Genomic DNA, 26293 nt, shown 5'->3' with positions numbered 1-26293 from the left:
ACACACGGATGTGTTCCATAACCGCCCCGCGGTGTGGTAGACCCGTGTATCTCGATATCTTAAACAAGCGTATTACAGTATTTTACTGCCCTTATCGCCGCTGCATTTAACTACGTTGACACTTGAGCGGCTTAACTAAGCCTTCAAGACCTTCAATTTTGATGGCGAGGGTGATCTGCATCAGCTCACCCAGTTTTCCCTGCGGGAACTCATCCTTGCGGGCGAACCACAAAAGATACTCTTCCGGTAAATCAATCAACACGCGACCTTTGTACTTGCCAAACGGCATCACCATATTGGCAATTTCAATCAGGTTTTCTTTTTCCATTACATTTCTGTCCGTCACTAGCTCACCTCGATTGAGAGGAGCCGATCGCGCTGTTGTCATTGAACGCTATCGCAGCGAATACGCTTACAGGCCTAGCAGCCGGATCATCTCGGCTTCATCAATCACAGGAATACCCAACTCCTGCGCCTTAGCCAGTTTAGAGCCTGCGGCTTCGCCCGCGATAACCATATCGGTTTTCTTAGAAACGCTGCCGCTGACTTTAGCGCCCAACGCCGCAAGGCGATCTTTCGCTTCATCACGCGGCATCAAGCTCAGCGATCCGGTCAGAACGACGGTTTTACCGGCAAACGGACTGTCGATCTCTTCAGCCACCACCACCTGCGGCGCAGGCCAGTTGATGCCAATCTCTGGGCTGATGAGTTCCTCGATCACTTTCTGGTTATGCTCTTCGCTCAGGAAATGACGCACATGTTTCGCCACCACTTCACCCACGTCCTGCACCGCTTTCAACGCCTCAACGTCGGCCTCGCGCAAAGCATCCAATGAGCCAAAATGCGCTGCCAGATTCGCCGCGGTTGCTTCGCCCACTTCACGAATGCCGAGTGCATACAGGAATCGAGCCAGCGTAGTCTCTTTAGATTTGTTTAACGCATTGACCAAGTTCGTCGCAGATTTTGGCCCCATGCGATCAAGTCCGGTTAAGATACCGGCGCTCAGGCGATAAAGATCGGCTGGCGTTTTCACATACTCTTTTTCGACCAGTTGTTCGATAATCTTATCGCCCATGCCGTCAACGTCCATCGCACGGCGGGAAACAAAGTGCTTAAGCGACTCTTTACGCTGTGCACCGCAGATTAATCCACCGGTGCAGCGCGCCACTGCTTCACCTTCCACGCGCTCAACGTCAGAACCACAGACCGGACAATGCAGCGGGAACACAATCTCCTGCGCATTCTCAGGGCGTTCAGCCTCCACCACGCCCACCACCTGCGGAATAACATCACCGGCGCGGCGCACAATCACGGTATCGCCGATGCGCAGACCCAGACGGTCGATTTCATCGGCGTTATGCAACGTTGCATTGCTCACGATAACACCGGCAACCAACACCGGTTCTAAGCGCGCCACAGGCGTAATTGCCCCAGTGCGCCCAACCTGAAACTCAACGCCGTTTACCGTGGTCATCTGCTCTTGCGCGGGGAATTTAAACGCCGTGGCCCAACGAGGTGCACGCGCCACAAAACCAAGCTGTTCTTGGATCGCGATACTATCAACTTTAATCACCACGCCATCGATATCAAAACCGAGCGTTGGTCGATCCTGCTCAACCTGACGGTAAAATTTCAACACCTCTTCACTACCGGTACACAATTTCACACGATCGCTGACCGGCAAGCCCCACGCTTTAAACTGCTGTAAGCGACCATAATGACTCGCTGGCAGCTCACCGCCGTCCATCAGCCCAACGCCATAGCAGAAGAACGTCAGCGGACGTTTCGCGGTGATGCGTGGATCGAGCTGACGCAGCGACCCCGCAGCGGCGTTACGCGGGTTGGCAAAAACTTTGCCATCTTTACGGCGCGCTTCTTCGTTCATAGCTTCAAAACCAGCGAGCGGCATGAACACTTCGCCGCGCACTTCAACGCGACGTGGAATATTATTGCCCTGCAAACGTAGAGGGATCGCGCGGATCGTTTTTACGTTGGCCGTAATATCTTCACCGGTCGTACCATCGCCGCGAGTCGCGCCGCGAACCAATACGCCATCTTCATACAGAAGGCTAACGGCCAAACCATCCAGTTTAAGCTCACAGCAAAAAGTTAATGGCTCTGCGGTTTTCAAACGATCATGAACGCGCTTGTCGAAGGCTAAATAGCTTTCATCATCAAAGACGTTATCCAGAGAGAGCATCGGCACTTCATGGCGAACCTGACTAAACGCCGAGAGCGGAGCCGCTCCCACGCGCTGGGTCGGTGAATCTGGCGTGATAAGTTCGGGGTGTTGCTCTTCGAGCGCGCGCAGCTCGCGCATCAGGCGATCGTATTCGGCGTCTGGAACTTCAGGGGCATCAAGTACGTGATACTGATACTCATGATGGCGCAACGCGGCTCTAAGGTGTTCGAGTTGTTGTTGGAGTTGGGGTCCAGTCGTTGAGGTCATAATCCACCATGATTGATTAATGATAAAAAACCCCCGATATACGGGGGTTTCATTTTATTCGATTCTATCGCCGTTGCGCTATTTCGCGGTGTTATCCAAAACTTCACGAATACGCGCTTTGTAAATCTCTAGCTTCTGTGGCGTCATCATACGGCGCTCATCATCCAGCACCACACCACCAACATCATCAGCGATTCGCTGAGCAGATTGCAGCATCAACTTAAAGTTCTGATTCGCATCGCCATAAGAAGGCACCATCATAAAGAAGGAGATCCCCGGCGTGGTGAAATCAGACATATTGTCAGGATCGAAGTTACCCGGCTTAACCATATTCGCCATGCTAAATAGCACAGGGCCACTGCCCGCTGGGTTCAGATGACGATGGAAAATATTCATCGCACCGAACTGGAAGCCTGACTGCAAAACGCTTTGCAGCAGCACTTCACCGCCAATCACGCTGCCGTGATGCGCAGCAACATGCAGCACTAACACCGTTTCGGTAATTTTCTCAGGCTCAGGCGCAACGTCAGGTACAGCCTGCGGCGCTTCTTCCTCGTATTCATCATCATAAGAAGATGTTACGTGAGGAGCTTCAGGCTCATTTTCTTCTTCAGCGTAATGAGCGGGCTGCTGCTTCGGCTGAATAACAGGCTCAGCAGGCTGAGAATGGCGAACCGGCTTACTCGGACGACGGTAATCATCTTCATCATCGTCACCGAACAAGGCATCACCCAGTAACGGATCGCTATGTTCACGCTGTTCTGGAACGACAGAGCTTGGTTGCGCTGCAGGGCGTGAAGGTGCACGAGCCGTATCCAATGGATCCGGACGTTCATCCTGTGACGCGCTGAACTGCCCAAATGCTGGCTCAACAGGTTTCTGTACCGGGTTGCTAGAACGCTGCACCCGAACTTCGCCCACGCCTTCATCTAGATCAGCCAGAGGCTGTTCGTCACGCTGTTTCTTTGTTTTTTTTGCTGGACGATCGCGAAATAGCGAAGAACGTTCTTTACGACTGGTCCACAAGCCGTGCAGTAACAACGCTATAATGGCGACCGCACCAACAACAATTAATATCAGACGCAAATCCTGCATCATCGCAATCTCTGTTGTTTTAATACTATTGCCATAATGGCAAACCCTTAACGCATAACTCTATTTGGCTGTCGGTACAAGTGCAAGTCTGGACTGAAATTTACCTTAAGAAAGATGACTTTTCGCACTTTTTTGCTGATTTTTCGGTCGATTCTGAACTGGAAAGCGATTTAACTCATAGTTATGATAGCTGAGATTTTTTTTATTATAACTAACACAGTTAAAAGAGCAGTTATGAAAAACACCCCTATCGGGTCAAATGAAAGAAATATCCCAACAAAAACCAATGGCGTTCACTACTTTTCTGAAGGTTGGCGTTTAGTTCGCCTGCCGGGAATTAAACGTTATGTGGTTATGCCATTGTTGGTGAACATCGTTTTAATGGGCTTAGCGTTCTGGTGGCTATTCAATCAGCTAGGCGCTTGGATCCCAAGTTTAATGAGTCACGTCCCAGACTGGCTACAGTGGCTCAGTTATTTACTCTGGCCGCTGGCCGTTATTTCGATCGTTTTGGTCTTCAGTTATTTATTCAGCACCATAGCCAACTGGATAGCCGCGCCGTTTAACGGCCTGCTGGCTGAGCAGTTAGAAGGCGTATTAACCGGTAAACCGCTGCCGGATATGGGTATTTGGAGCGTGGTCAAAGACGTGCCGAGAATTATGGCGCGTGAATGGAAAAAGCTGGCCTACTATCTGCCACGCGCCATCGTCTTGCTGATTTTGTATTTTATTCCGGGCGTGGGACAAACCGTTGCGCCTGTGCTGTGGTTCCTGTTCAGCGCATGGATGATGTCTATTCAGTACTGTGATTATCCGTTTGATAACCACAAGGTGAGTTTCCCAGACATGCGCGACGCCCTGCGCCGCAATAAAGTCGATAACCTACAGTTTGGCGCATTGACCAGCCTGTTTACCATGATCCCGATTTTAAATCTGGTGATCATGCCGGTTGCCGTTTGTGGCGCGACTGCCATGTGGGTTGATCGTTACCGCGCAGAGTATTCTCGCATTCAGCCGTAACCCTCCCCCGTACTCCTTCCAAGAGCAGCTCCGGCTGCTCTGCTCGATTCCTGTCTCAGCTAAACTTCCGCTTCATGAAACCTAATCGCATATTGAAATAAGCATATATGATTTCTTTACTTCCCAACGGGTTGTATTCGCGTATGCTCAATTAATGTTCCCTGTATTTCATAGAGTTAAAGGACGTGCTATGAGCAAGATTTTTGAAGACAACTCCCTGACAATCGGTCATTCGCCGCTTGTTCGTCTGAATCGTATCGGCAATGGTCGTATTTTGGCGAAAGTGGAATCTCGTAACCCAAGTTTTAGCGTCAAAGACCGCATCGGCGCCAATATGATCTGGGATGCCGAAAAACGCGGCATTTTAAAACCGGGCATTGAGCTGGTTGAACCAACCAGCGGTAACACCGGTATTGCATTGGCCTTTGTGGCCGCCGCGCGTGGTTACAAGCTGACGCTCACCATGCCAGAAACCATGAGCCTTGAACGCCGTAAACTCCTCAAGGCCTTAGGCGCGAATCTGGTACTGACCGAAGGTGCCAAAGGCATGAAAGGCGCCATTGCTAAAGCCGAAGAAATTGTGGCGAGCGATCCAAAACGTTTCGTTCTGCTCCAGCAGTTTAGCAACCCCGCTAACCCAGAAATTCATGAAAAAACCACCGGCCCAGAGATTTGGGAAGACACCGATGGTCAAGTCGACGTGCTGATTTCTGGCGTCGGTACCGGCGGTACTCTAACCGGCACCAGCCGTTACCTGAAAAACACCAAAGGCAAAAAAGTCATCACCGTTGCCGTTGAACCTGAAAGTTCACCGGTTATCACTCAGGCGCTGGCCGGAGAAGAAATCAAACCAGGCCCGCATAAAATTCAAGGTATCGGCGCTGGCTTCATTCCTGAAAACCTCGATTTAAATCTGGTTGACCGCGTGGCGCTGGTTGGCAACGACGAAGCCATTGCGATGGCTCGCCGTCTGATGGAAGAAGAAGGCATCTTGGCCGGAATATCTTCGGGTGCGGCAGTTGTTGCAGCGGAAAAACTTGCTAACGATCCAGACTTTACTGACAAAACAATTGTGGTTATTCTGCCTTCCTCGGGTGAACGCTATTTAAGCACGGCATTGTTCGCAGATCTGTTCACAGAACAAGAATTGCAACAGTGATGCTGATGTTCTAATCATGCTAAAAAAGCACCCAAATGGGTGCTTTTTTGTGGCGCAGTTCAAAGTTTTTACCTGCCCAAACTTGCTTTTCCTGCCCGGGTCTAGTATTTAACCAAGCAATTATTTTGAAGCGCGAAATAAAGCGGAGTGTTGCGTCAAGTCAGCTGAATCGATTTACTGATTTGTCCTGAGCATCACGATAGCGGCATAATACGGATGTTATTAGCGAACGTATTCACGATAGTTTCTATCTTGAACACATTTTCTACAACGCTCAGGCTGCTACTGCTCCACGAGTTAGGCGCTAACTGAAAACAGGCTGAAGTTCAGTATTTAAGCTAAACTTTAGCCCCACAACATTAATTCAAAAATAGTTGGGGAAACCTATGTTCCAGCAAGAAGTTACGATTACCGCTCCGAATGGTCTGCACACCCGCCCTGCTGCTCAGTTCGTTAAAGAAGCAAAAGGCTTCACTTCTGACATCACCGTGACCTCTAACGGTAAAAGCGCAAGCGCTAAGAGCCTGTTTAAACTGCAGACTCTGGGTCTGACCCAAGGCACCGTAGTGACTATCGCCGCTGAAGGTGAAGATGAGCAGAAAGCCGTTGAACATTTGGTAAAACTGATGGCAGAACTTGAGTAATCCTCAAGTCCAATCCGTTTAGTTTAACCAGTCAACAGTAAGGTAGGGTTATGATTTCAGGTATCTTAGTATCGCCGGGCATTGCTTTTGGTAAGGCACTCTTACTGAAAGAAGATGAGATTATCATCAACCGGAAAAAAATCGCTGCTGAAGAAGTGGAGCAAGAGATCGCTCGTTTTAAATCTGGTCGTGATAAAGCATCTGTACAGCTTGAAGCCATCAGAGTGAAAGCAAGCGAGACCTTTGGCGAAGAGAAAGCCGCCATCTTCGAAGGCCACATCATGTTGTTGGAAGACGAAGAGCTTGAGCAGGAAATCATAGCCCTCATTAAAGACAGCAAAATGACCGCAGACGCTGCGGCTCACGAAGTTGTCGAAGGTCAAGCGAAGGCTCTGGAAGAGCTGGACGACGAATATCTGAAAGAGCGCGCGGCTGACGTACGTGACATCGGTAAACGTCTGCTGATGAACATTCTCGGCATGACCATTGTTGATTTAAGCGCAATTCAGGACGAAGTTATTCTGGTTGCCACCGACCTGACTCCGTCAGAAACCGCACAGCTGAATCTGAACAAGGTTCTCGGCTTCATCACCGATCTGGGCGGCCGTACTTCCCACACCTCTATCATGGCGCGTTCTCTGGAACTGCCAGCGATTGTGGGCACCTCTGACGTGACCAAACAAGTCAAAAACGGCGATTTCCTGATCCTCGACGCCGTTAACAACAAAATCTACGTCAACCCGACGGCAGAAATCGTTGAAGAATTGAAAGCGGTACAGAACCAGTATGTGTCTGAAAAGAACGAACTGGTGAAACTGAAAGATCTGCCAGCTATCACGCTGGACGGACATCAGGTTGAAGTCTGTGCCAACATCGGTACCGTGCGCGATATCGCCGGTGCTGAACGTAACGGCGCTGAAGGCGTTGGTTTATACCGTACTGAATTCCTATTCATGGATCGCGATGCGTTCCCAACAGAAGAAGAACAGTTCCAAGCTTATAAAGCTGTAGCTGAAGGTATGGGTTCTCAGGCCGTCATCGTGCGTACGATGGACATCGGCGGCGACAAAGATCTGCCGTACATGGATCTGCCAAAAGAAGAAAACCCATTCCTGGGCTGGCGTGCAATTCGTATCTGTTTAGATCGTAAAGAGATCCTGCATGCTCAGTTGCGCGCTATCCTGCGTGCTTCTGCATTCGGCAAACTGCGCATCATGTTCCCAATGGTTATTTCCGTTGAGGAAGTGCGTGAGCTGAAAGCTGAGTTGGAAATGCTGAAAACCCAGCTGCGCGAAGAAGGTAAAGCCTTCGACGAAACCATCGAAGTCGGCGTTATGGTTGAAACTCCAGCAGCGGCAACCATCGCACGTCATTTAGCGAAGGAAGTTGACTTCTTTAGTATTGGGACAAATGACTTAACCCAGTATACTCTAGCGGTAGATCGCGGAAACGAGCTGATTTCTCATCTCTACAACCCTATGTCTCCGTCAGTGTTGACCCTAATCAAACAGGTCATCGACGCGTCTCACGCGGAAGGTAAGTGGACCGGTATGTGCGGCGAGCTTGCTGGTGATGAACGTGCTACACTGCTTCTTTTGGGCATGGGGCTGGATGAGTTCAGCATGAGTTCTATCTCTATCCCTCGCATCAAAAAAATCATTCGTAATTCGAATTTTGAAGATGTGAAGGCACTGGCAGATGAAGCTCTGAACCAGCCAACAGCAGAAGATTTAATGAACGTGGTCAACAAGTTCATTGAAGAAAAAACTATCTGCTAATTCATGCGCTGGGCGCCGCCCAACATTACTTGCTTAGGAGAAGATCATGGGTTTGTTTGATAAACTGAAATCTCTGGTTTCAGACGACAAGAAAGACACGAGCAGCATTGAAATTTTTGCTCCGTTGTCTGGTGAAATTGTCAACATTGAAGATGTGCCGGACGTTGTATTTGCAGAGAAGATCGTTGGTGATGGCATCGCTATCAAACCAACAGGCAACAAAATGGTTGCTCCCGTTGATGGAACCATTGGCAAAATCTTTGAAACAAACCATGCATTCTCAATCGAGTCAGACAGTGGCATTGAGCTGTTTGTTCACTTTGGTATCGACACCGTTGAACTGAAAGGCGAAGGCTTCAAACGCATCGCTGAAGAAGGCCAGCGTGTTAAGAAAGGCGACGTTGTGATCGAGTTCGATCTGGCGCTGCTGGAAGAAAAAGCCAAGTCTACCCTGACTCCGGTTGTTATCTCTAACATGGACGAAATCAAAGAGCTGACTAAGCTTTCTGGTACCGTCGTTGTTGGCGAAACCCCAGTTATTCGCATTAAAAAATAATGTGATTTAGCATGAAAAAACGGAGCCTAAGGCTCCGTTTTTTATTGGCTGCGCGCGGAGATTTAACCTTCGCCCGCAAACGATACAAGCTATTCAACGAATCTCATTCGTTGAACACGCCGGTCGATAAATAGCGATCGCCCCGGTCACATATTATCGCCACCACTGTGCTCCCCGGATTCTCCTGCGCTACGCGCAGCGCCCCAGCAACAGCACCACCGGAACTCACGCCGCAGAACAGCCCTTCTTCACGCGCCAAGCGTTTCATGGTTTCTTCTGCCAACTGTTGTGACATATCCATTACCTCATCCACCAGTTCTGGGCGATAAATTCCCGGCAAATATTCCTGCGGCCAACGGCGGATCCCCGGAATGCTTGAGCCTTCAGAGGGCTGTAGACCGACAATCTTTACCGTATCACTCTGCTGCTTTAAGAAACGGCCAACGCCGGTAATCGTGCCCGTGGTGCCCATACTCGATACAAAATGCGTCACCTTACCCTGCGTCTGTTGCCAAATCTCCGGCCCGGTGGTGGTGAAATGCGCCAACGGGTTATCCGCATTATTAAACTGATCGAGGATCATCCCTTCACCACGGTCGGCCATTTGCTGTGCGAGATCGCGAGCGCCCTCAATGCCCTGTTCACGGCTGACTAAAATCAGCTCGGCACCGTATGCACGCATGGAAGCCTGACGCTCTTGGCTCATATTTTCCGGCATCAGTAATTTCATGCGGTAACCTTTCAGCGCCGCGATCATCGCTAATGCAATACCGGTATTGCCGCTGGTTGCCTCAATCAGGGTATCACCTGGTTTAATCTCGCCACGCAGTTCAGCCTGCTGAATCATCGACAGCGCTGCGCGATCCTTAACCGAGCCAGCCGGATTATTCCCTTCCAGTTTGACCCAGACCTCACTCCCCGTGCCCGCAGCCATGCGCTGCAGCTGCACTAAAGGCGTGTTTCCAATACAAGATTCCAGAGAACTCACGAGCGGTTACCTATTTAGACAAAAAGATGAGAAGTTTAGTGTAATGCAAAAGCGGAGATGTTGAAGAGGCACAATCTAAATCCCCGCCCTTCGAAGCAAAAGACGGGGAAAGGGTCTAAGCACTTTTAGCCAGTGCTACCGGCTGCAAGGGCGTATCGCCCGCATACAAGCGCGCATTCAGACCACCCACAAAATATCGACCGCCGCGTTTAGGAGCCTGTGTACCATTGCCTTCAAGCATCACCACGCTGATAGGCTCAGGATGCCAACCCTGCGGCTGCACGGTAAGCTGCCAATAGTGTCCGCGTGGGCTCACTTCCAAGACCTGAACGGGCAACGGACAGCGCGCATTAGCCTGCAAGCTGACCTCCATTTCCCACGGACGCAGGAACATATCAACCTTGCCTTGATGCAACGGCGAGAATGCCAAAGGCCAATGATGCTCACCGATGTAAATCTGCGAGCCACGAATTTCGCCACCGACTTTATTCACTTCGCCCAAGAACTCCAGCACAAATCGGCTGGCAGGCTCACGCCACACATCGTCAGGCGAGCCAATTTGCTCGATATTCCCTTGGCTCATCACCACGATCTGATCCGCCACTTCCATGGCTTCTTCCTGATCGTGAGTCACGAACACGCTGGTGAATTTCAGCTCTTCATGTAACTGGCGTAACCAACGGCGCAGCTCTTTACGCACCTGTGCATCCAGCGCGCCAAAAGGTTCATCCAGCAGTAAAATTTCAGGCTCAACGGCCAGCGCGCGCGCCAGAGCAACGCGCTGCTTTTGTCCACCGGAGAGCTGAGAAGGAAAACGATCGGCCAGATGGGCAAGCTGAACCATTTCTAGCAACTGTTCCACTTTCTGTTTAATCGCCGCCGTTGATGGACGCTCGCGACGCGGCAGCACCGTTAAGCCAAAGGCCACGTTATCGAACACGCTCATATGGCGAAACAGGGCGTAATGCTGGAAGACAAAACCCACGCGACGATCGCGCGCATGCAGGCGACTCACGTCATTACCGTTAAAACTGAGCTGACCGCCGCTCTGCCCTTCTAAACCGGCAATAATTCGCAACAGCGTGGTTTTACCCGATCCGGATGGGCCAAGCAGCGCCACCATCTGGCCAGACGGAATGGTCAGAGAAATGTCGTTCAGAACTTTGGTGCGGCCAAAGTATTTGTTGACCTGTTTAATTTCAATGCTCATTTCACGTCCTCCCGCGCAGCGTGAACCACCTGTCGGTTCAAGCGCCATTGCAGCATATTTTTCAAGAACAACGTTACAATCGCCATCAGCGTCAACAGCGCGGCGGCGGTAAACGCTCCGGCGGTGTTGTAATCCTGATGCAGCAATTCAACCTGTAGCGGCAACGTGTAAGTTTCACCCCGTATCGAACCGGAAACCACCGACACCGCGCCAAATTCACCAATCGCACGCGCGTTCGTCAGCACCACGCCATATAACAGCGCCCAACGGATATTCGGCAGCGTCACGCGACGAAACATCTGCCAGCCAGAGGCACCCAGCAGCACCGCCGCTTCATCTTCGTGACTCCCTTGACTCATCATCACCGGCACCAGTTCGCGAACCACAAACGGACAGGTCACAAATACCGTAACTAACACCATGCCCGGCCACGAGAACATCAGTTGAATATCATGCGCATCCAACCAACCGCCCAACGGGCCGTTCGATCCGTAAAACAGCAGATAGAGCAGCCCTGCCACCACCGGCGACACCGCAAAAGGAATATCAATCAGCGTCAGCAACAGCTGGCGACCGGGGAACACAAAGCGCGTGCACAGCCATGCCAGCAACGTACCAAACATCAGATTGACCGGAACCGTAATCAACGCCACCAGCACCGTGAGCCAAATCGCATGCAGCATGTCGGGATCGCTAAGGTTCTTCCACACCACGCCAGCGCCTTCAGAAAACGCCAAAGCAAAAATCGAAATCATCGGCACCAGCAACAACAGCACCGAAAGCAGCACGCCGCTGCCGATCAAAAACCATTTCAGCCAGTCGATCTTGGGGCGAAGTTGTTGGCTGTTGCCTTGCCATGCAGATAAGTCAGCCATTAATGCCCCCCAATACGTTTGCCGAAGCGGCTTTGCAACGTGTTAATGCTAAACAACAGCAGCAACGATGCCGCCAAGATCACCGAGGCAATCGCACTCGCCGCTGGATAATCAAATTCTTGCAGACGGATAAAAATCATCAGCGACGTCACTTCCGTCTTCCATGCAATATTGCCCGCAATAAAAATCACCGCGCCAAACTCACCGAGGCTACGGGTGAACGACAGCGCGGTTCCCGCTAACAGCGCAGGCGCGACTTCGGGAAACACCACTTTGCGGAAGCTCTGCCAGCGTGAAGCGCCTAGCGTCTGCGCGGCCTCTTCATACTCAGGGCCGAGTTCTTCCAGCACGGGCTGTACGGTACGCACCACAAACGGAATGCTGGTAAACGCCATCGCGACGGCAATACCAAGCCACGTGAAAGCGACTTTGATATCTATCATCGCCAGCCATTGCCCATACCAGCCCGTGGTCGAAAACAGCCCCGCCAGCGTTAGCCCTGCTACCGCCGTTGGCAGAGCAAACGGCAGATCCATCAGCCCATCCAACAGGGTTTTCCCAGGAAACTCATAGCGAGTTAGGATCCACGCCATCAGCATGCCAAATATCGCGTTGAATACGCTGGCAACACCCGCCGCCAGCAACGTCACTTTATAGGCGGCCACCACCTGTGGGTTGGTGATCACGTCCCAATACTGCTGCCACGTCATCTGCGCGAGCTGCATGACCAGCGCGCTTAACGGCAACAACAAAATTAAACAGGTATACAGCAGGCTACTGCCCAGACTCAGGGTAAAGCCGGGCAAAACCCTTTTAGGTGCAGCGCGAGACAACAACATTACCGGTGCCCTTCTGCTAACAGTTGGTCAAGCTCACCGCCGGTGGCGAAGTGCGTTTGCATCACCTTCGGCCAGCTACCAAACTGATCTTCAACGCGGAACAGCTTGGTTTCAGGGAACTGCCCTTTGGCCGCGGCCATCGCCTGTTTGTCATACACGCGGTAGTTAAAGCTGGTGATAATTTTTTGTGCCTCCGGCGAATAGAGGTAGTTCAAATAGGCCTTGGCGGCTTTTTCTGTGCCGTTGCGCTCAACGTTTTTGTCTACCCACGCAACGGGGAATTCAGCCAGAATATCCACCGGAGGAACGATCACCTCATAGCCCGCGTCACCGTACTGTTTTTGAATGTTTTTCACTTCTGATTCAAAGCTAATCAGCACGTCGCCCAAATTACGTTCTACAAACGTCGTCGTGGCACCACGACCGCCGGTGTCAAACACTTCTACGTTGCCAAGAAAGCGTTTCATCCACTCGCGGCTTTTGGCCTGATCGCCACCATCGCTTAAATTCGCCGCGCCCCATGCGGCAAGATAGGTATAACGCCCGTTGCCTGAGGTTTTTGGATTAGGGAAGATCAGCTTCACATCGCTGCGCACCAGATCGTTCCAATTATGGATCTGCTTCGGGTTTCCCTTACGCACTAAAAACGCCATGGTGGAATAGAATGGTGAGCTGTTATTCGGCAGGCGAGCCTGCCAGTCTGCGGGGATCAGATTGCCGCGATCGTGCAGGATCTGCACGTCGGTGACCTGATTGTAGGTCACAACGTCCGCACGCAGCCCCTGCAAGATGGCCAAAGCCTGTTTAGAGGAACCCGCATGAGACTGCTTGATGGTCAGCGCCGCGTTCCCCTCTTTCTGCCATTGGGTTTCAAAGGCCGGGTTAAGTGCGGTGAACAGCTCGCGAGAAACGTCATAAGAGCTGTTCAGCAGTTCTGCCGCCGACGCTCCGCCAGAAATCAGCAACGTCGCCAGCGTCCATCCTTTGAGCTTATTCAGTTTCATCGTTCACCTTCAGTCAGTCTGTGAAAACGACCACGCATGTCGTCTTTATGACTGTTAGTGTATTTATAACTGGAGGCTAACCTGTAACGGTTTTATATATCGTTTGGGACTCAGAAAGCATCAAATGCTATAAGGCATTTTAGAATGGCGGTGTGAGGGAGAAATTGAGGGTGAATGTGAGAGAAATAACCGCCCGCAGAAGCAGGCGGTTAGGTGCGAATTACAGTGACAATAAGCGATCTAACGACGGCGCAAAGTAGTAGCTGCCGGTTACCGCTTTACTGAAGCGCAATAGCTGATCGCGCTTGCCGTCTAAGTCACCAAACATGCTTAGCAGCTGTTTTTCGATATTGTGCAAACGGCCACAATACGCAATAAACATCAGACCATGTGCGCCGCTAGCGGTGCCATACGGCAGGCTTTGACGCAGAATTTTCAGGCCTTTGCCATCTTCGCTCAGGTCAACACGGCTAACGTGTGAGGTATCTGGGCGTGATTCTGGATCAAGCTCTTCGCTGTCGTGCTTAGTACGACCGATAATCTGCTCTTGTTGCTCAGTGCTGAAACGACCCCATTGCTTAAGGTTGTGCTCCCAGCGCTGCACAAATACGTAGCTACCGCCTGCATCGGCGTCGTCATTGCCGATCACGCCTACGATAGGACGCTGCTCATCTTTCGGGTTTTCGGTGCCGTCAATAAAGCCGCTCAAATCGCGCTCTTCAACCCAGCGGAAACCGTGCACTTCTTCTTCAACGTGAATGCTGTTACCAAAGGCAGCCAGCGCGGCCTGAGCTAAAGAGAAGTTAATATCATGGCGTAAAGACTGAATGTGGATCAGCAGGTCACGCTGCGTTGCCGGAGCCAAACCTTTGCCAAGTGGGGTAAAAGGTTTCAGATCTGGCGCACCAACGCCTGCGGAAAGATCGCGCCAAACATCGTTACCGAAAGCGATAACCGCGCCTAAACGTTCCTGAGGATATTGTGCTTGCAGTTCTTCCAAGCTTTTGACGAAGGCTTTGCATCCCTGACGTACTGCATCAAGATCGCCTTGCACCATGGCTTCAATAAAAATACCAAAACGACAATGCTCTAATAAAATACCGCTTTGTGGCTGAGACATTAAACCTCATCTCCCTTTTTGACTGATTTGCCGCGCTCAAAGCTAACATCGTTCACTTCAGCTCGATTTTAGGGGAGCACACCGATGGGGTCGTAGCGGCGTAAGCCGCCGGAGCGCCCCGCGGTGTGGTAGACCCGTGTATCTCGATCTCTTAAACGAACGGCGTAACGCTCAAAGCGCGATTTAATTGCGCGTAGTTTACGCTATGCCGAGGGCGTTGCCTTGCTAAAAAGCAAGAATTCAGAACAAAAAAGAGGTATTTAGTGAGGAAAAGCGCCGAAATTAAACATTCAAATCGGCGCTTCAAAAGGTAGGCTGTCGCGCTGAGTGAAAGAATTTAGATCGCGTTGGCGTGCCAAACAATCTGCGTAATCTTCCAGTTTTTCAGCGTATCGTCAGACGGCATTAAGCCTTCTGGCCCATGCCATTCACCGCTGAACAGATAGCTCACATGGCGGCTCTCTTTCGCTACGCATTCAACGTCGTTGGCGTTATCGCCCTGACCTTTCTGGCACACGCCATAGGCTTTTTCATAGAGATCGCTAAACGGCGTGCCTATTTTTACGCCCCATGCCGTTTTAATCGCATCGCTCTCAACGTTAACGCGTTTCACGGTGCCTTTGTCATCGCCGCTGATGATCATCACCAGCGTGTCACCGTCCAGCGCCTGATAAAACGAGGTGACGGTTCCGTTACGCGTGCCCATACCAGAACGTAGGCGATAATCATCATCCAGCGCCTTATTGATAGCGGCTTCGTTTAGCGGCGTACTGGCATTGATACCGGCAACACCCATATCGCTCACTTCTACCGAGCTACCAAACCAGTTTAGCGGTGACAAGCTGGACCATGACATATGACTCATCGTAGAGCAGCCCGTTAATAACAGCGGAACCACTAACAACAGAGGACGAAAATTCATGCGAATGCTCCTTGGTATCGAGTCGTGGTCAGCACGCCCGAGAAAGTTTATCTGGCTGGTTGGAGTGCACATCTGGGAAAAAGTGCCGAAAACTTTTTCCTAATTTCACCTTAACGTGTCATTCGCACTTAGGTCTCAGTGTGAAACGACTCGCTAATTTTGAAGCTATCAATCAGACGGGAGTTAAACAGCAAATAGGCTACCGCCAGCAAATCCAACAACAGAATGACTAAAGAGAGCAGCGTGACATCATTGCTGTTGGTCCAAAAAGGTACGGCCTGTAGCCCCATTTGTGCCAGCGTGGTGAGAATTAATACCCAACGCCAGCGTTTCCAAAGGCCTTTCCATAAATGGCGGCGACCGATCAATAAAAAGCCCAAAGCCGCCGGAAGACCGACAAGCATTCCGCTCCAAAATAACCCGCGATCGGGATAAAACAGCGCCAGCAGATCGGCACCTTGCTGGCGCGACGAGCCCGCCACCACAAATAAAAACCAGGTTTTAGCCTGTAATATCAAAACCAGCCAAAATACCCACGGTAAGCGCAACATGCCGTGGGTATTAAAATCATCGGGGGAATAGGTGCGATGGAGCATAGCCACTCATAGGAAATAAACCAGACGTTTCAGCTCGTTATCCTGCTTTGCACAATAACGAGCCCAACATAAAAGCGCGATCAGTATTCGTGATCTTCAATAAGCCTTTTGCTCAGACACAAGGTGTCCTGCGTTTCGTAGTCCAGCTTCTCATACATGCCGATGACCGCATCATTTTCTTCACTGACCAAGATTTGAATCTTTGGGCAGCCGCGGGCGATCAGCTTTTTCTCTAGCCGACTGATCAGCGCATTTGCAATGCCACGGCCGCGAAAATCAGGGTGGACGCCCAGATAATACGCCGTGCCACGATGGCCGTCATAACCGCCCATGACGGTCCCCACCACCTCACCGCCGACTTCCGCGACGAGAAATAAATCCGCGTCGTGATTGAGCTTACGCTCAATATCCGTCTCCGGATCGTTCCACGGTCGCAGCAGGTCGCAGCGCTCCCACAACGTAGTAACTTCTTCAAAATCAGCTTGTTTAAAAACGCGGATTTCCATGGTTCTGACCGTAATTATTTGTATTAATACCTAATTATCGCCGGAATCTTTCGATACGCAACGAAAAAGTTATCTTACTGTTTCCATGGGCTTATCCGACGGACGCTGGTCGGTCGGCGAACCAAACCAGCGAATAGCGATAATGCGTATCGCTGAGCAGGAAGTCTGGGCTCACGCTGGGGCTCCATGAATCGTCTCCACCGACGCCCATATGAAAGCCATCAATGTTAACCCACACGCCCTGTTCTTCATGTAATCGATGCTGGTGAGAGGTCTCCATCAGCTGCTTCTGACTGAATCGGCTTAAGCCAAAATGGAAATTCCCCTGCCACTGCCAGCGTCCAAATTCCAGCTGGCGCGTATGACAGCGCAGTCCATTTTCGCTTGGGAAAATATAAGGGGTATGCAACTCAGAAAGTGGCAACGTCCAGCGCCCATACTGCGCGGCGAGCTGTCGGTCAGGATAGTTTTCATGTGGGCCAAGCCCCAGCCATGTGACATCAGAAGTCACTTCAGCCACCTGACAGCTTAAGCCAATGCGAGCAGGCGCAGGCATCCCGTGGCCCACATCCACCGCCACGGTGATATGTAGCTTGCCCTGATGATCGACCAGATAGGTTTTCCGGCTGATAAACAACACCGCTTGCTGGCTATGGTAAGCATGCTCTGTCGTGATTTGAATACCTTGAGAAACCACATCCGCAGCACATTGCAACAACTGAACGTCCAATGCGTACATGCCCGCTTTCTTCCAGCGCTCAACCCACGCGTTGGGATCGATGCGCGCCACTTCACTCACCCCAATATCATTATCGAGCGGTGCGCGCGTAAAGTTGTCTTGCAGCGGTGTTAACAGCGTGGCTTTGTCACCCTGCCACCACTGTTCGAGCAGGCCAGTTTGGCGGCTAAACTGCCAGCGCTGATCTTGCCAAATGACGCAATGCTCATCACCAGACGTTTCCAAACGCGGCATTGTGCCGCACGCTTCACTAGCCATCGTTAGAGCAAGCGGCTGAGCCAATCGCCACTGATCCCACGCGCAGCGGTGATGTTCATCCGACCACGGCGTCGCTTCACGCTGGCGAACTTCGACGTTAAGCCACCGTTCACCTGAAGAAATACTCTCAGGCATATTGCCCAACACGATATGCTGCGAGGTTTCCGCCAGCAGATTGAGGTCAATACATCCCGCAGCCAGAATATCTCCATCCTGCGCGACGTTCCAAAACAGCTGCTCGTTATCGCTGGTTCGAAACAGATATTCACTGGTGATTTCTACGCTGAGCGGGTTTTGTTCGACCAAACGGAACTGAAAGAACTGCTGGGCACGCTGAGCTTCAAACAACGCCGGATGCGGTGTTCTATCGGGGAACACTAAACCATTCAGGCAAAACTGGCGATCGTTTGGCGTGTCGCCAAAATCTCCTCCGTATGCCCAATACGCTTCGCCCTGTTCATCCACTTTAGTCAACGCCTGATCGACCCAATCCCACACAAAACCGCCCTGTAAACGCGGATACTTGCGGAATGCCTGCCAATAGCGATCAAAACCACCCAAGCTGTTACCCATCGCGTGAGCATATTCACACAGGATCAGCGGACGCGTTTCGTCCGGCAGACCGACCCACTTTTTAATTGACCATTTGGGCACCGTTGGGTGCGGCTGATCTTGATCTACGCGCGCATACATCGGGCAAAGGATATCGGTGGCGGCAGTATTCGCGCCCCCCCCTTCATATTGAACAGGTCGAGTCGGATCGTTAGTTTTTACCCAGCGATAAAGCGCATCATGATGACAGCCGTGGCCAGACTCGTTCCCCAGCGACCAGATAATAATCGACGAATGGTTACGATCGCGCTGCACCATACGCGTCACGCGTTCGCTCATGGCGTTGAACCAAACCGGATCGTCACTCAAGCGATTCATGGGGATCACGCCGTGCGTTTCGATATTGGCCTCATCCACTACGTACAAGCCATATTGATCACACAGCCGATACCACAGTGGATGGTTGGGATAATGGGAACAGCGCACCGCATTAAAATTGTGCTGCTTGAGTAAAATAATATCGCGGCGCATGGTTTCTTCGTCCATCACCTGCCCATGTTCAGGGTGGTGCTCATGACGATTGGCGCCGCGTATCAATAAGGGTTTTCCGTTCAGTTGGAGCTGCCCATGGCTGATTTCTATCTGACGAAATCCAACGTCATAGGCTTCAACCTCAACAATACCGCCCTGCTCGTCACAGAGTGAAACCACCGCACGATAGAGATGGGGTTCTTCCGCACTCCACAACAGAGGCTTATCCACCCGCAAACGCAGCGTAGTGCGATCGTCATAGGCTCCGCGCTCATCCACAATATCACTGACGATAGACTGCTGATGTTCGGCAACGCAGCGATCGTTTCGCCACAGCTCCACACGGGCATAATAGCTCGGTTCAGGACGATTTAGCCGCACCAAAACCTCAAGATCGGCATGATAAAAGCCGGCTCCCAGATGCGTTCTAATCTGAACATCGCACAGGTGAGTGGCGGGTTTATGCAGCAACGTTACATCACGAAAAATGCCGCTCATGCGCCACATATCCTGATCTTCAAGATAGGTGCCGTCGCTCCAACGTAGCACCAGCACCGCCAGCCGGTTTTCCCCCGAATGCAGCACATGGGTGAGATCAAACTCGGCGGGCAGGCGGCTATCCTGCGAATAACCAATCCACTGACCATTACACCACAGATAAAAAGCAGAATTTACGCCGTCAAAAATAACCCGCGTCTGCCCCTGCGCCAGCCACGCATCATCCACGCTAAACGCCAGCGAATAACATCCCGTGGGGTTTTGCTGTGGCACAAACGGAGGATTGACCGGAATCGGATAGGTGATGTTGGTATAGATAGGTGCATCATAGCCCGCCATTTGCCAGTTAGACGGCACCTGTAAGGCATCGGCATCGTCTAAGTCCGCATGCCGCCAAGATTCTGGCACCTGTTCAGGTTGGCTAAAATAGCTAAATGCCCAAACGCCATTCAGTGAAATCCGCTGCAACGAAGGCCGATCGTTTTGCGCATCCTGCGTATTACGCCAGCTATTAAAAGGCGGATGAGCCGGTAAGCGTTGATATTGCGTGCAAATAGGGTTTTCCCAGTCACGACGAGAAAGGACAACAGACAGCGAATTAACAGCGTTATCAGCAGAATTAGATTTCATCGCGATGGCCTATGCATCTTCAATATCGAATAGAACATCAAAATGAATAACAAACCCAGCGCTGTAAAGCAGTAAAGTCCCGTTCTATGAACAGCCTCAAACAAGGTAACAGTTCGAAATAGTTCTCAACTCGATCATTGCGGTAGCGACGCGCTACTATTCAGCCTCTGTTTGTTATCAATGGCTAATGAATCATTCATCACATGAAGAATTTCTCCCACTTCCGTTTATTGCCTAAATACACTTCCCGTCGTCAGTTCCTCCTGTCTGGATTGGCGGCGATGGCGCTGGCGGGAAGTAAAATCGACGCGGCCTCCGCCAGCAGCACCGCCTTAACGGCAAAACCGGCAAAAAAAGCACCGGGTGCTCGCAAGGTCATCATGCTCGATCCGGGTCACGGCGGCATCGATCCAGGGGCTGTGGGTCATCAAGGAGCCAAAGAGAAACATGTGGTGTTAGAGATTGCCCACTACGTGCGCGATCACCTGCGCGAACACGGCAATATTGACGTGAAAATGACGCGTGAAGATGATTTCTTTATCCCACTGTATAAGCGGGTAGAAATTGCCCATCAGCATCAGGCCGATCTGTTCGTTTCTATCCACGCCGATGGATTTACCAGCCCAACCGCATCAGGCGCATCGGTGTTTGCCCTCTCCAACCGCGGCGCGAGCAGCACGATGGCAAAATATATGTCGCAGCGCGAAAACGATGCCGACAAAGTGGCTGGGGCGAAATACGCCGATGAGGATAATAATTATCTTCAGCAGGTGCTGTTCGATTTGGTGCAAACCGACACCATCAAAAATAGCCTCACGCTAGGCCGACACCTGTTAGACCATATTAAACCGGTGCATCATCTGCACAGCCAGCATACCGAACAAGCCGCGTTTGCGGTTTTAAAATCACCGTCGATTCCCTCGGTGTTGGTTGAAACCTCGTTTATCACCAATCATCAGGAAGAACAGTTGTTAACCTCAGTGGCCTTCCGCCAGCAGATCTCGCAGGCTATCGCGAACGGCATCGTCAAATACCTCGACTATTTCGATGCCCACGAGCGTCGGCGTCCGAGTTAATTTGGCCAAATAGCGTGGGAAGTTAATCCCACAGGAAAGCCCCGTTTTCCGCTATACTGGCGCACTTATTTGCATCATTAGATGCATTTTATTTCATTGAGCAATGTAGCGGAAAACGTCATGAGCAAGCCTTCTTCTGCGCAGGTAAAAGCTTTTTTGCTGAGCCTGCAGGATTCTCTTTGTCAGCAAATTGCTGCCGCCGATGGGCAATCCATGTTTCGTGAGGATAACTGGCAGCGCGAGGCCGGTGGCGGCGGACGCAGCCGCGTGCTGACTCAGGGTGCCGTGTTTGAGCAGGCTGGCGTCAATTTCTCCCACGTTACCGGTGGGCAACTCCCCGCCTCGGCCACCGCGCACCGTCCTGAATTAGCCGGACGCAGTTTCGAAGCGATGGGCGTATCGTTAGTGATCCATCCACTTAATCCTTATGTCCCCACCAGCCATGCCAACGTGCGTTTTTTTATCGCTGAAAAAGAGGGTGAAGAGCCCGTGTGGTGGTTTGGCGGCGGTTTCGATCTCACCCCGTTTTATCCTTTCAAAGAAGACGTCCTGCATTGGCATCGAACCGCACGCGATCTGTGTCAGCCGTTTGGCGAAGAGGTGTATCCGCGCTATAAAAAGTGGTGCGATGAGTATTTCTTTATCAAACATCGTCAGGAATCACGCGGCGTGGGTGGCCTGTTCTTTGACGATTTAAATACCCCTGATTTCGATCGCTGCTTTGATTTCATGCAAGCCGTGGGAAACGGTTTTAATGCCGCCTATCTGCCTATTGTGGCCAAGCGCAAAGACACCCCCTTCGGTGAACGCGAACGTCAGTTCCAGCTGTATCGTCGTGGCCGCTACGTTGAATTCAATTTGGTATGGGATCGCGGTACGCTGTTTGGCCTGCAAACCGGAGGAAGAACCGAATCTATTTTAATGTCGATGCCGCCGCTGGTTCGCTGGGAATATGATTTCCACCCTGAGCCCAATTCACCCGAGGCCGCGCTTGAGCGTGATTTTTTGCCGGTTCAAGACTGGCTAAAGGAAGAGTAATGTCAGAAGCAAAACAAATTTGGGTCGATGCCGATGCCTGCCCAAACGTGATCAAAGAGGTACTGTTTCGCGCCGCCGATCGCGTCGGGATATTTGTCACCTTGGTCGCTAACCAAACCATCCGCACTCCACCGTCGCGCTTTATTCGTAGCCTGCGCGTCGAAGCAGGTTTTGACGTTGCGGATAACGAAATTGTGCGTCGCGTCAATCCCGGTGATTTAGTCATCACCGCAGATATTCCGTTGGCAGCCGAAGTGCTGGAAAAAGGTGGCGTAGCGCTAAACCCTCGCGGTGAGCTTTATACCGAAGCCAACATTAAAGAACGCCTGAACATGCGTGATTTTATGGATACCATGCGCGCCAGCGGTGTACAAACCGGCGGCCCAGCGACGCTGCATCAGCGCGATAGACAAGAATTTGCCAACCAGCTCGATCGCTGGCTGCAAAAACGCTAAGCGCCTCGAAAACTTTACAGCCGCGTCACGCCTAGCGCGGCTGCCCGTAGTTTCATATCGCTACAACGCTGATATTCATCCACGGATATCGGGCTAAAACCGCTAATCAATAAACGCGATCGCACCGCTGCCATTGACGGATCTTCCACCATTTTTTTCAGCGCACGGCGCAAACGCAGCAGACGGGCTTCATTTCCCGCTGCGGTAATCAACGGTAAACCGGGCGCCGGTGGCGTTTCCCCGATAATTTTCAAACCACTCAGGCATTGCGGCTCCGCTTTTTGCAGCAGCGCCAGCGTCACGCAGTCAATAGCGGCAATATCGGCTTCGCCCTGTTTAATCGCCAACAGCGAGGCACGATGCGATCCGGTCTGCAACGTGCTGGCAAAAAAGCGCCCATGGTGCGCCAATGGCGCAATCACCGAGCGCAACGCATTGTATCCGGACTGGGAATCCTCGCTGTTATACGCCGCTTTGCGGCCTAAAAACGAACCAATATCGGCACCGGCGTCCTGTTTTCTCGCCACTAAAAAACTACGATAATCATTACCCTCACATCCCGGCGCGCGATAGCGAAACACCCCCACGACGTCGACTTTTGCACTTAATGTTTCCTGAAGCGGATAGCCGCAGGTTTGGCTGAGCAATAAATCAGGCTGCTGCCAATGTGCATAGAGATCATCCGGCCAGCACAAATGAGGCGGCAAATCCTCTTCACCCTCCTGCGCCAGCCAGCGAGAAAGTCCCTGCCAGAGCAGCTCTACATCATCGCGATTGATGCCATACATCGGCAACGAAACCCGCATGTTTATCATCCCTCTGTCGACGGTGGCACCTGTCGCCAACGTGTTAAATAATTTACCCAGCGCTCAAACGCCGCGTCGGTAATCATCGCCAATAGCGCCACCAGCAATGCGCCCTGAATGACGTAAGCGGTGTTAAAACCACTTAGCCCAATAATAATAGGCGAACCTAGCGTTTTTACCCCAACCGTTGAGGCAATAGCTGCGGTGCCGATATTGATAATGACGGAGGTGCGCACTCCGGCCAAAATCACCGGCGCGGCTAACGGAATTTCCGCTCGCCACAGGATCTGCCAAGGATTCATTCCGGCCCCTCGGGCAGTCTCTCGCACCGCGGCAGGCACCGATTCAATCCCGCTAATGGTTCCCTGCAAAATCGGCAACAAACCATACAGCACCAAGGCAATCACCGCGGGCTCAGGGCTGAAGCCCATCAGCGGTACCGCCACCGCTAGCACCGCCACAGGTGGAAATGTTTGCCCCACCGCCGTGATAGTTTCCACCATTGAGCGAAACTCGCGTCCGCCGCGATGGGTGACCAATAGCCCTGCACTCACGCCAATCACCACGGCAATCAGACTGGAAATCGCCACTAGCGAAACATGCGCCAGCGTGAGCGACCAAAAACTGTCTTGCTGATACACCGGCCGTGAAAGCTCAGGAAATAAAGCGCTAAATAAACGCCCCATGTGCGCCATTCCGCTATTCAGCCCAATAAGCAGCACGATCCCCCACAGCAATGGATCGAAGTACCAGCGTCGAGTTATCGCATGATATTTCCCCTGCATCATGCCTCCGCTTTCTTCACCAAGTCGGCGAAATAGAGCACGCCAACCGGCTGCCCTGCTTCATCGATGACGGGTAAACGGTCAACCTGACGGTAAATAAAGACCGACATCGCATCACGTAAATTAAGATCGCAGCGAATCGGTTCACCGTGAAGAAGTTCGCCGCGACGCACGCGGGAAGCCACCACGTCTAATCCCAACAGCTTGATCCCAACGTCGCTGTGCCCAAAGAATTGGCGCACAAAATCATTTATCGGTTGATTCAGCAACGCCTGCGGCGTTCCCTGCTGAACCACTTTTCCGGCATCCATCAGCACGATACGGTCGGCAAGACTCAGCGCTTCATCAATATCGTGAGTCACCAAAACAATGGTGCGGCCGAGCAAGGTATGAATGCGGGCGATTTCCTGCTGCAAGGTGGTGCGAGTAACGGGATCGAGCGCGCCAAAAGGCTCATCCATCAGTAAAACTTCAGGATCGGCAGCCAAAGCTCTCGCCACCCCCACGCGCTGCTGCTGCCCCCCTGAAAGCTGATGCGGATAACGATGGCGAAACTCGGCCACATCCAAACTGAGCATTTTCATCAGCTCCGTCACGCGCTGGCGAATACGGGCTGCGGGCCACTTCAACAGCTGTGGCACGGTGGCAATATTTTGCTCAACCGTCCAATGTGGAAATAATCCAATAGATTGAATGGCATATCCCATACGCCGCCGCAAAGCCTCAGGCTTAAAATGACTGATATCCTGTCCGGCGAAGGTTAGCTCACCGCTGTCATGATCGATTAAGCGATTGATCATTTTCAGCGTGGTCGATTTCCCCGAGCCAGAGGTGCCGATCAGCACGGTAAATTCACCCTCGGCAATATGCAAAGAGAGGTCTTCTACCGCCGGACGTCCGGCAAAGTATTTATTAACATGCTTGAAATGAATCATTGTCGCGTCGCTTCAATTCGAGAAACTAAAAATTTAAATAAGGTATCTACGGTCACCGCCATCACAACCACCGGAATAACCCCCAGCAACACCAGGTCCAACGCGCTGCTGAGTAAGCCTTGGAAGACGATGGCACCAAATCCTCCCGCGCCGATCAGCGCGGCGATAACCGCCATCCCCACGGTTTGAACCGCCACAATTCGCACACCGCTGAGCACAACGGGCAGGGCCAAAGGTAATTCAACCTTACGTAGGATTTGGCTTTGCGTCATACCCACGCCGCGCGCCGCTTCAATCACCGGCTGCGGAACCTGTTCAATTCCCGCAACCACGCTACGTACCAGCGGCAACAGCGCATACAGCACCAAGGCGATCAGCGCCGGTGCAACGCCAATTCCGCTAATACCCAGCGTTCCCAACCATGGCCATGCCTGAGCTAATCCCGCAAGCGGCGCAATCAACAAGCCAAATAGCGCAATTGAGGGGATGGTCTGAATAATATTGAGCACCGAAAACATCGGCTTACGCAGTTTTTCACAGCGCGCAGCAACAATGCCAAGCGGCACACCGATGAGCACTGCCGCCGCGAGCGTACTAAACAGCAACGTGAGATGTTGCCCAAGCGCCTGATTAAACACATCGTCACGGTTGGCGTATTCTTTCATCAGCGAAAGCGTATCCAGCGCACCGCTGAGTAATAAGATCGGTATCGGAGCCAAAATCAGCAGCGCTGCCAAAATACGTATCCCGCTGCTTTGAGTTAAACGGCTAACGGCGTCGGCACCGCTCAGCAAACTTAACGCACCGATAAACCAAAATCCGCCGCCTAAAGAAACGCGCACCAAGCTATCTTCATCACCGGCTAACAGGTGTGCTTGCCATGCAATCAAGAGCAGCAAACCTGCAAACAATGCGCCGCTGACGAGATAAATCAGCCATAGCGCAAGGCGGTTTTGTGGGCAGAAGCAAAGGATGAGCAAGACAGGAAACGGTAGGATAAGAATCCATGCAAAGCCATGAATAATGTCTCTTAGCGGCATACCAGTACCAGACACCAAGCGGTTTGCCGCCTGAGTCAGCAGCGGCATTTGCCAGAGCGCCAACATCATCAGCAGCCAGAGTGTGAGAACGACTCTGTTTTTTACCAAAACGGAATTCCCTATAGTTTTCCCCACCCAAATCCTCCTCTTATCAACGGAGGCCGCAACAGCGCGATACACGATCTGCTC

The 26293-nt window shown here is 51.7% G+C and carries 25 protein-coding genes; 8 read left to right on the top strand and 17 right to left on the bottom strand.

Going from position 1 to position 26293, the window contains the following annotated elements; genetic code table 11:
• Window positions 1-106 precede the first annotated feature (106 nt).
• From U0008_RS06720 to zipA, 3 genes are all read right to left on the bottom strand, one after another.
• Complete coding sequence (locus U0008_RS06720; RefSeq protein WP_043491992.1) at window positions 107-328, bottom strand: DUF3820 family protein; 222 nt, start codon at window positions 326-328, stop codon at window positions 107-109.
• Window positions 329-412: 84 nt separating this feature from the next.
• Window positions 413-2449 carry an NAD-dependent DNA ligase LigA gene (ligA, locus tag U0008_RS06715; RefSeq protein WP_043491990.1) on the bottom strand — a complete coding sequence of 679 codons (2037 nt, stop codon included), beginning with the start codon at window positions 2447-2449 and terminating at the stop codon, window positions 413-415.
• Between the two features lie 78 nt (window positions 2450-2527).
• Window positions 2528-3547: a cell division protein ZipA gene (gene zipA, locus U0008_RS06710; protein WP_025800772.1), complete on the bottom strand. Its 1020-nt coding sequence runs from the start codon at window positions 3545-3547 to the stop codon at window positions 2528-2530.
• 231 nt (window positions 3548-3778) lie between these two features.
• Between zipA and cysZ the strand changes: the two genes are divergently transcribed.
• The 5 genes from cysZ to crr all read left to right on the top strand — a co-directional run bounded on the left by cysZ (window position 3779) and on the right by crr (window position 8701).
• Window positions 3779-4564, top strand: coding sequence for a sulfate transporter CysZ (gene cysZ / locus U0008_RS06705; protein WP_051874095.1), 786 nt, complete (start codon window positions 3779-3781; stop codon window positions 4562-4564).
• Between the two features lie 190 nt (window positions 4565-4754).
• Window positions 4755-5723 (top strand): cysteine synthase A, encoded by a 969-nt coding sequence (gene cysK, locus U0008_RS06700; RefSeq protein ID WP_025800770.1) that lies wholly within the window; start codon window positions 4755-4757, stop codon window positions 5721-5723.
• 386 nt (window positions 5724-6109) lie between these two features.
• Entirely contained in the window at window positions 6110-6367 is a 258-nt protein-coding gene (ptsH, locus tag U0008_RS06695) for a phosphocarrier protein Hpr (protein ID WP_002441228.1), read from the top strand.
• A gap of 50 nt (window positions 6368-6417) precedes the next feature.
• Window positions 6418-8145 carry a phosphoenolpyruvate-protein phosphotransferase PtsI gene (ptsI, locus tag U0008_RS06690; protein WP_025800769.1) on the top strand — a complete coding sequence of 576 codons (1728 nt, stop codon included), beginning with the start codon at window positions 6418-6420 and terminating at the stop codon, window positions 8143-8145.
• 46 nt (window positions 8146-8191) lie between these two features.
• Complete coding sequence (gene crr, locus U0008_RS06685) at window positions 8192-8701, top strand: PTS glucose transporter subunit IIA (RefSeq protein ID WP_025800768.1); 510 nt, start codon at window positions 8192-8194, stop codon at window positions 8699-8701.
• A 103-nt stretch (window positions 8702-8804) separates the two neighbouring features.
• On the opposite strand, the gene cysM is transcribed toward crr, so the two are convergent.
• The 10 genes from cysM to U0008_RS06635 form a co-directional block, all read right to left on the bottom strand.
• Window positions 8805-9689, bottom strand: a complete 885-nt coding sequence (gene cysM, locus U0008_RS06680; protein WP_025800767.1) for a cysteine synthase CysM — start codon at window positions 9687-9689, stop codon at window positions 8805-8807.
• Between the two features lie 115 nt (window positions 9690-9804).
• Window positions 9805-10899 carry a sulfate/thiosulfate ABC transporter ATP-binding protein CysA gene (gene cysA, locus U0008_RS06675; RefSeq protein WP_025800766.1) on the bottom strand — a complete coding sequence of 365 codons (1095 nt, stop codon included), beginning with the start codon at window positions 10897-10899 and terminating at the stop codon, window positions 9805-9807.
• On the bottom strand, window positions 10896-11774 hold the full coding sequence (cysW, locus tag U0008_RS06670) for a sulfate/thiosulfate ABC transporter permease CysW (RefSeq protein ID WP_043491985.1): 879 nt from the start codon (window positions 11772-11774) through the stop codon (window positions 10896-10898). The genes cysA and cysW overlap by 4 nt, the downstream gene beginning before the upstream one ends.
• Complete coding sequence (gene cysT / locus U0008_RS06665) at window positions 11774-12613, bottom strand: sulfate/thiosulfate ABC transporter permease CysT (RefSeq protein ID WP_040045762.1); 840 nt, start codon at window positions 12611-12613, stop codon at window positions 11774-11776. The genes cysW and cysT overlap by 1 nt, the downstream gene beginning before the upstream one ends.
• A complete protein-coding gene (locus tag U0008_RS06660; protein ID WP_043491983.1) occupies window positions 12613-13617 on the bottom strand; it encodes a sulfate ABC transporter substrate-binding protein in 1005 nt (334 codons plus the stop codon). The genes cysT and U0008_RS06660 overlap by 1 nt, the downstream gene beginning before the upstream one ends.
• A 220-nt stretch (window positions 13618-13837) precedes the next feature.
• A complete protein-coding gene (locus U0008_RS06655; RefSeq protein WP_043491980.1) occupies window positions 13838-14737 on the bottom strand; it encodes a Dyp-type peroxidase in 900 nt (299 codons plus the stop codon).
• A 337-nt stretch (window positions 14738-15074) separates the two neighbouring features.
• Window positions 15075-15659, bottom strand: coding sequence for an RpoE-regulated lipoprotein (locus tag U0008_RS06650; RefSeq protein ID WP_043491978.1), 585 nt, complete (start codon window positions 15657-15659; stop codon window positions 15075-15077).
• Between the two features lie 128 nt (window positions 15660-15787).
• Window positions 15788-16255 (bottom strand): DUF2919 domain-containing protein, encoded by a 468-nt coding sequence (locus U0008_RS06645; protein WP_043491975.1) that lies wholly within the window; start codon window positions 16253-16255, stop codon window positions 15788-15790.
• Window positions 16256-16335: 80 nt separating this feature from the next.
• Window positions 16336-16761 carry a GNAT family acetyltransferase gene (locus tag U0008_RS06640; protein WP_025800759.1) on the bottom strand — a complete coding sequence of 142 codons (426 nt, stop codon included), beginning with the start codon at window positions 16759-16761 and terminating at the stop codon, window positions 16336-16338.
• 91 nt (window positions 16762-16852) lie between these two features.
• Window positions 16853-19969: a beta-galactosidase gene (locus U0008_RS06635; RefSeq protein ID WP_043491973.1), complete on the bottom strand. Its 3117-nt coding sequence runs from the start codon at window positions 19967-19969 to the stop codon at window positions 16853-16855.
• Between the two features lie 203 nt (window positions 19970-20172).
• On the opposite strand from U0008_RS06635, the gene amiA reads away from it, so the two are divergent.
• The 3 genes from amiA (at window position 20173) to U0008_RS06620 (ending at window position 22538) form a co-directional block, all read left to right on the top strand.
• Complete coding sequence (gene amiA / locus U0008_RS06630; protein WP_025800757.1) at window positions 20173-21045, top strand: N-acetylmuramoyl-L-alanine amidase AmiA; 873 nt, start codon at window positions 20173-20175, stop codon at window positions 21043-21045.
• Between the two features lie 120 nt (window positions 21046-21165).
• The gene (gene hemF / locus U0008_RS06625; protein WP_043491970.1) at window positions 21166-22083 is read left to right on the top strand and encodes an oxygen-dependent coproporphyrinogen oxidase; all 918 of its coding nucleotides are present in this window, start codon (window positions 21166-21168) and stop codon (window positions 22081-22083) included.
• Window positions 22083-22538 carry a YaiI/YqxD family protein gene (locus tag U0008_RS06620; protein ID WP_025800755.1) on the top strand — a complete coding sequence of 152 codons (456 nt, stop codon included), beginning with the start codon at window positions 22083-22085 and terminating at the stop codon, window positions 22536-22538. The genes hemF and U0008_RS06620 overlap by 1 nt, the downstream gene beginning before the upstream one ends.
• Window positions 22539-22552: 14 nt before the next feature.
• Here the strand turns inward: U0008_RS06620 and U0008_RS06615 are convergent, their stop codons facing one another.
• From U0008_RS06615 to U0008_RS06600, 4 genes are read right to left on the bottom strand one after another with little or no spacing between them, the layout of a single operon-like run.
• Window positions 22553-23344, bottom strand: coding sequence for a phosphate/phosphite/phosphonate ABC transporter substrate-binding protein (locus U0008_RS06615; RefSeq protein ID WP_025800754.1), 792 nt, complete (start codon window positions 23342-23344; stop codon window positions 22553-22555).
• A gap of 5 nt (window positions 23345-23349) precedes the next feature.
• Complete coding sequence (locus tag U0008_RS06610; RefSeq protein WP_043491967.1) at window positions 23350-24129, bottom strand: ABC transporter permease; 780 nt, start codon at window positions 24127-24129, stop codon at window positions 23350-23352.
• The gene (locus tag U0008_RS06605; protein ID WP_043491964.1) at window positions 24129-25064 is read right to left on the bottom strand and encodes an ABC transporter ATP-binding protein; all 936 of its coding nucleotides are present in this window, start codon (window positions 25062-25064) and stop codon (window positions 24129-24131) included. The genes U0008_RS06610 and U0008_RS06605 overlap by 1 nt, the downstream gene beginning before the upstream one ends.
• Window positions 25061-26173 (bottom strand): ABC transporter permease, encoded by a 1113-nt coding sequence (locus U0008_RS06600; RefSeq protein ID WP_051874096.1) that lies wholly within the window; start codon window positions 26171-26173, stop codon window positions 25061-25063. Before U0008_RS06600 ends, U0008_RS06605 begins: the two co-directional genes overlap by 4 nt.
• Window positions 26174-26293: the final 120 nt, after the last annotated feature.

It is taken from the genome of Hafnia alvei, assembly GCF_034424155.1.
GTDB classification, from domain to species: Bacteria; Pseudomonadota; Gammaproteobacteria; order Enterobacterales; family Enterobacteriaceae; genus Hafnia; species Hafnia alvei.
Note: the sequence above shows the minus strand (reverse complement) of the source record. Positions and strands in the feature narration are given on the sequence as shown.